Source organism: Streptomyces sp. DvalAA-43, assembly GCF_900091725.1.
Lineage (GTDB): Bacteria > Actinomycetota > Actinomycetes > Streptomycetales > Streptomycetaceae > Streptomyces > Streptomyces pulveraceus.
In genome coordinates this window covers 1-6,174 of record NZ_FMBW01000058.1, presented here as the reverse complement: position 1 = coordinate 6,174, position 6,174 = coordinate 1, and the positions used below count along the sequence as shown (strand labels likewise).

Genomic DNA, 6,174 nt, shown 5'->3' with positions numbered 1-6,174 from the left:
CCCCCCGCGTCGCCCAGGACCCGCTCGGCGCCTGCGCCGACACCACCCGCATGCGCGCCGTCCTGGACTGGCAGCCGGCCATCGGCGTCGCGGACGGCATCGACGGCTACGTCGACTGGGTGTGCACCACCCCCAACGCCATCCCCGACTGGATGCGCGCCGAGACCAGCACCAGCCGCATCGCAGCCTGGAGCGCCCCCGCCCCCCGGTGACGCGCCCCTCGGATCTGAAGGAGAACGCCCCGTGACGAAGCTGCGTACCGGCGTGGTGGGCCTGGGCTGGGCGGGCACCGTCCACGCCCGCACCATGGCCGCCCTGCCCGGCATCGACCTGGTCGCCGTCAGCGACCTCGACCCCGCCAAGCACACCGCCGTCCCCGACATCCCCCTGTACCGCAACGTGCAGGAGATGCTGCGCCTGGAGCTGGACTACTGCGTCATCGCCACCCCGAGCGCGACCCACGAGTGCTACGCCCTCCTCCTCGCGGCGGCCGGAGTGCCCGCGCTGATCGAGAAGCCGCTGGCGCCCACGGGTGAGGCCGCCCGCCGGATCCACGATGCCTTCGCCCGCACCGGGACCTTCGCCGCCGTCGGGCACACCGAACGCCACCAGGCGCCGCTCGTGGAACTGGCCCGGCTCCTTCACGGAGGGGACTTCGGCGAGTTGTGGCAGATGGAGACCCGGCGGCAGGGCCCCTACTCCGGCCGCATCCTCGATGTCGGCGTCGCCCTGGACCTGCTGGTCCACGACGTCGACCTGGTCTCCTGGCTCGCCGGGGCGCCGATCGAGTCGGTCACCGCCGCCACCCGCACCCTGGCCGGTCCGAACGAGGACACGGCTACCGCCACTACGGTTCTGCGCGGCGGGGTCCTCGCCCACCACCACGCCGACTGGATCACCCCGTTCAAGCACCGCCAGGTCCAGGTTCACACCGCGGCGGGGGTCCTGACCGCCGACTCCGTCGCGGGCACCCTCACCCACCACCCCAACACCGCCGCTCCGGCCGCGGCCGACTCCTTCCCGGGCGTCCAGAGCGGCGAGGCCCGCCTGATCACCCTGCCCGAGCAGGAGCCCCCGTTCACCGTCGAGCACCGGCTGATGCGCGACGCCCTGCTCGGGGCCGGCCCCCGCGGCCTGGTGACCCTGGCCGAGGGCGCGCACGCCGTGACCGCGACCGAGGCACTGCTGACGGCGGCGGGTACCGGCCGGGCCACCCCGGTCGCCGCCCGCGAACTCGCCCTCACCTGACCGTCCGTCCACCCCGGAAGGGAGAGATCCTGTGCCCGCTCAGCCCGAGCTCACCTTGCGTGATTTGGCCGTCGCCCGAATGCTGCCGGACCACCAGAGGATGGACGCTGCCACCCTCGACTGGATCGCGGGCAACCCGCCCCCGCCGGTCGCCGGCACCCCCCAGCTTGCGGCGGACGACATCCCCGTGCTGACCCCCGACCCGGCATGGTTCACTCGCCGCGAGCAGGCCGAGGGCCTGCACGGCATCAGCCACGGTGCCCGCACCAGCGTCCTCGCCTTCCTCCTCGCCCGCGTCCACGACCTCGACGGGCCGCACACCGCCGCGCTGTGCACCGCAGCCGCCCTCCACGACTGCCGCCGCCACAACGACCGGACCGACCCCGAACACGGGCGGCGGGCGGCCGGCTGGTTCACCGAGCACGCCGAGGACCTTCTCGCCGCCCTCGGGCAGGACGTCCCTGCGGCCTTGCGCGAGGAGACGGCCTCGGCGATCGCCGTGCACAACCTGCCCTACGACGCCTTCAGCCCCACCCAGCACACCGCCTACCAGCGGGCCCCGCACCTGACCGACCTGCTCAAGGCCGCCGACTGCCTGGACCGCTACCGCCTGCCGCTGCAGCGCTGGTGGCCCAACCTCACCCACCTGCGCGTGATGGTTCCCGACTGGCTGTTGCCGTTCGCGCACGGCCTGGTCGTCCACAGCGAACAGGCTCGCCTCCACGGCGCCGGACACCGCGACGCGCTCGCCCACACCGTGACCACCCTCACCCGATAGAAGAGAAGGGGGACGACCCTCGTGCACGCCGCCTGGGACTCCGTCCACACCGACTACACCGCCCGCACCGCACTCCCCGGGCCCTCCGGGCTCGCCGAGAGCACCGACGAATGGCTCACCGACCACCACGGCGCACCGAACGGACATCTGCTGGCCACCGACGCCAACCAGATGCTGTCCTCCCTCACCAGCGGCCAGCCTATCCACCTGATGCACACCACCCCGTATCTGGACGCCATCCGCTCCACCGGCGAACTCCACGGGGCCGCCGGCTGCCTGGTCGGCGCCCTGTACTGCGCCCCGCTGACCGCGACCGCCGAGGGACTGCGCCCGCACAACCTCGGCTCCTACCTGCTGCGGACCAAGCCCGACACCAGGACCCTCGTCTTCGAGGTCCGCCCCGAGGTGCCCGCGCCGGCCAAGGGTCTGGACTACCTCCGCCTCGGCGGCATCCACCTGGACACCTACCTGGGCCACCGCGCCTTCCTGACCGTGGGGGAGGACGAACATCTCCGGCTGAGCGCCGTGGGAAGGGTTCGCGAGACGGCCGGCTTCCTGGACCTGCTGCTCGCCGACGCCCGCGGTCAGCGCACCGCCTCCACGACCGCGTTCTTCAACCAGCTGGCTGCGACCGTCGGGCACATGCCGTTCCTGGGCTACCTGTACTTCGAGGTTCTGTCCGAGTACCTCCTGCTGTACTCCACCAGTCCCGAGACCAAGGCGTACGCGCTGGCGGGGGAGATGAACAACCGCCTCTACAAGAACCTCGCGTTCGCCGCCGTCAAGACGATGGGGCGCCTGTTCGACCTGGCCCTGTTCAATCCCGACCGCACACAGCTCACCGAGCTGATCGACCGGGTCGACCCCGCGCTCGGCCTGGGCGCCGACGCCTACGTACGCCGACGCCTGCCGCACCGTTTCGCCTGCGCCGCACTCGGACCGGACCGGGACGCGGGCGCGGTGTCCTTCCGGTACGCGGGCGCCGACTTCGACACCCTGGCCGCCATGGCGCCGCACCTGGCCGGGCAGCTCGTCTTCCGCGAGATGCGCACGCTGCCCCGCTACCCGGCGCTCTTCCCGGTGTTCGAGCAGGCCAAGGCGACCTCCGTGTACGCGTACTGGAACAGCCAGGACATCGCCGTCCCCTTCAACGGGGTGCTGCCCAAAGGCGAGATCGGCCTCAACCTCGCCTTCCCCCGCGCCGCGTGCACCGCGTGGGTGGCCGAGACCTGCGAACGCGGGCTGCTGCACCCCACCGAACAGCTCAACCTCCTGCCCGTCCCGCGCCTGGCCGACCTGCGCGGCACAGCCCTGGGCCGCGCGGCCTTCCCCGGCCCGACCACGCCCCCGGCCGGCCCGTCCGCGAGCCCCGTACTGGTCGGCGCGACCTCCTCCGCCTGACCGCCCCCTTCTTCACGAGGAGCACCAGATGCATATCGTCCTGCTCGGCGGCGCCGGCTACCTGGGCACCGTCGCCGCCCGTCACCTCACCGAACTGGGCCACCACGTCACCGTCGTCGACGGCCTGATCTACAGCCGCGGTGACGACCCCGCCCGCCTCCTGCCGCCCGCGAGCACCTTCGTCCACGCCGACCTGCGCGACGCCGACGCGCTGCACCGTGCGGTCAGCGGCGCCGACGCCGTCGTCCACCTCGGCGGCCTGGTCGGCGAGCCCGCCTGCGCCCTCGACGAAGCCTTGGCCGTCGAGCTCAACTACGCCTCGCCCGTCCTGGCCGCGAAGGCGGCCCGCGCGGCCGGCGTGGAGCACTACGTCTTCTTCTCCTCCTGCAGCGTCTACGGCCGGCACGAGGGCACCGTCGACGAGGACACCGCCCCCAACCCGCTCGGCATCTACGCCCGCACCAAGGTCCTGGCCGAACGCACCCTGACCGGCCTGCTGGAGGACCGGGCGCTGACCGTCCTGCGGCTGGCCACCGTGCACGGCCGCTCCCCGCGCCAGCGCCTGGACTCCGTCGCCAACCGCATGACCGCCCAGGCCGTCGCCACCGGGCGCATCCCCCTCAACGGCGGCGGCCAGCGCCGCCCCCTCGTCCACGTCGAGGACGTCGCCGACGTCCTCGCCCAGGTCCTCGCCACCCCGGCCGGACACCGGATCTTCAACGTGGGCGCCGAGGCGGAGAACTACACCATCGCCCAGATCGCCGCCGCCGTGGAGCACGCCGTTCCCGGAACCCGCATCGACGCCGGACCCGAGCGCGACGAGGCGGACGCCCGGGACTACCGCACCAGCTTCGCCCGCCTGGCCGCCGCCTTCCCCGGCGCCTGCCCTACCCCCCTGGACCACGGCGTGCGCGAGGTCGCCGCCGCCGTGGAGTCCAAGGAGTTCGAGGACCCCGACCTCCCCGAGTACGACAACCTCGCCGGCCTCCAGTACTCCCTGGCCCAGGGCCGCATCCGCGCGCTTCGCAGCGCCGACTGCACCCGCCTGCACGCCGACTACACCGACGCCACCTGGAGCACGCGATGAGCCAGACCCTCGAACCGACGGCCGCCCCGCTGCCGTGGAACCGGCCGCTGATCGGCGAGGAAGAGATCGCCAGCGTCGTCGACACGCTCCGCTCCGGCTGGCTGACCCACGGCCCCAAGGCCACCCGCCTGGAGCACGCCGCGCGCGAACGCCTGGACGTCGAGGACGCCTTCGCCGTCACCTCCTGCACCGCCGCCCTCCACCTCGCCTTCCTCGCCGCCGACATCGGCGCCAGTGACGAGGTCATCACCCCGAGCCTGACCTTCTGCGCAGCCCCGAACGCCATCCGCCACATCGGCGCGCGCCCGGTGTTCGTCGACGTCGACCCCACCACGCTGTGCGTCACCCCCGAGGCGGTCGAAGCCGCGATCACCCCGCTCACCCGGGCCATCGCCGTCATGCACTACGGCGGCCAGATGTGCGACATGCGCGCCTTCCGCCGGCTCGCCGACCGCCACGGCCTGCTGCTGATCGAGGACGCCGCCCACGCCCTGCACGCCAGCCGCGACGGCCTGCCCGCCGGCAGCGCCGCCGATCTGTCGACGTTCAGCTTCTACGCCAACAAGGTCGCCGCCGCCGGGGAGGGCGGTCTGCTCGTCGGTAGCGGTGAGCTGGTTCACAAGGCCCGGCTGCTGGGCCGACACGGCATCGACTCCTCCGCCTGGCAGCGGCACGGCAAACGCAACACCGCCGACTACGAGGTCACCGTCCCCGGCCTGAAGTACGTCATGCCCGACCTCACCGCCGCCCTCGCCGTCGTCCAGTACGACCGGCTGCCCGAGTTCACCCAGCGCCGCGCCGCCATCGCCGCCTCCTACACCAGCGCCCTGGCCGACCTGCCCGGCCTGTCGACACCCGTCGTCCTGCCCGGCGTCGAGCACGGCTGGTTCCTCTACGCCGTCATCATCGACCCCGGCGCCGCACCCCTGGACCGCGACCAGGTGGCGGCTGCGCTGCTGGAGCGCCACCAGATCTCCACCAGCGTCCACTTCAAGCCCGTCCACCTCCTGGGCCCCTATCAAGACATGGTCCACCGGCCGCTGCCGGTCACCGAGACCGCCGCCGCCCGCCAACTGTCCCTGCCGTGCTACCCGGCGATGAGCGACCAGGACGTCGAACGCGTCATCCACGCCGTCCGGGAGCTGTGGGCCTGAACGGCGGGCGCACAGAGTACGCGGAGCGCCGGCGGAGCACCGGCCGACAACCTTCCGGCCGACCGGCGCCCCGACCATCGTGAACACCGGCGCAGGACACCACGCCCCGGCCTCGTCCCATCCGCCCTCCAGGAGATCACCCATGCCCGTGGCGTTTGTGTTTTCCGGAGTACGGGGTGTCGGCGGCGATGCGGTCGATCGGCAGCAGGGTGCCGTCCAGGATGACGAACGCCTTCGCCCGGATCGTCCTCATCGCCTCGGCCAGGGACGGGGCGAGGGCGGACAGGACCTCGACGGCTTCCCGTATGCAGCGGAAGACGGTTGCGATTCCGATGCCGAACCCGGCGGCGAGTTGGGCATTGGTGTCACCGCACCGCGGACGAGCCGGGGCGAGCAGGGCCTGGCGTGCAGCGGAGAGACGTCGCCACCGCGTCCCGATCTCCTACCTCCTCACGGCCAGATACCCCGTCAGGAACCACAGAGTGCGGCTGGACAGATCGATCTAG

The 6,174-nt window shown here is 72.7% G+C and carries 5 protein-coding genes and 2 pseudogenes; 6 read left to right on the top strand and 1 reads right to left on the bottom strand.

Annotated features, from left to right (window positions below; genetic code table 11):
* The 6 genes and pseudogenes from GA0115234_RS24195 to GA0115234_RS24170 all read left to right on the top strand — a co-directional run.
* Positions 1-212, top strand: a pseudogene (locus GA0115234_RS24195) (hypothetical protein); the annotation flags it as partial.
* Positions 213-243: 31 nt separating this feature from the next.
* Positions 244-1,248, top strand: a complete 1,005-nt coding sequence (locus GA0115234_RS24190; RefSeq protein ID WP_093545357.1) for a Gfo/Idh/MocA family protein — start codon at positions 244-246, stop codon at positions 1,246-1,248.
* 100 nt (positions 1,249-1,348) lie between these two features.
* Positions 1,349-2,026: a hypothetical protein gene (locus GA0115234_RS24185; protein ID WP_093545360.1), complete on the top strand. Its 678-nt coding sequence runs from the start codon at positions 1,349-1,351 to the stop codon at positions 2,024-2,026.
* A 21-nt stretch (positions 2,027-2,047) separates the two neighbouring features.
* Positions 2,048-3,427 carry a hypothetical protein gene (locus GA0115234_RS24180; protein WP_093545354.1) on the top strand — a complete coding sequence of 460 codons (1,380 nt, stop codon included), beginning with the start codon at positions 2,048-2,050 and terminating at the stop codon, positions 3,425-3,427.
* A gap of 28 nt (positions 3,428-3,455) precedes the next feature.
* A complete protein-coding gene (locus GA0115234_RS24175; protein WP_093545351.1) occupies positions 3,456-4,514 on the top strand; it encodes an NAD-dependent epimerase/dehydratase family protein in 1,059 nt (352 codons plus the stop codon).
* A complete protein-coding gene (locus GA0115234_RS24170) occupies positions 4,511-5,668 on the top strand; it encodes a DegT/DnrJ/EryC1/StrS family aminotransferase (protein WP_093545348.1) in 1,158 nt (385 codons plus the stop codon). The genes GA0115234_RS24175 and GA0115234_RS24170 overlap by 4 nt, the downstream gene beginning before the upstream one ends.
* A 145-nt stretch (positions 5,669-5,813) precedes the next feature.
* Here the strand turns inward: GA0115234_RS24170 and GA0115234_RS24165 are convergent.
* A pseudogene (locus GA0115234_RS24165) lies at positions 5,814-6,170 on the bottom strand (IS5/IS1182 family transposase); the annotation flags it as partial.
* Positions 6,171-6,174: the final 4 nt, after the last annotated feature.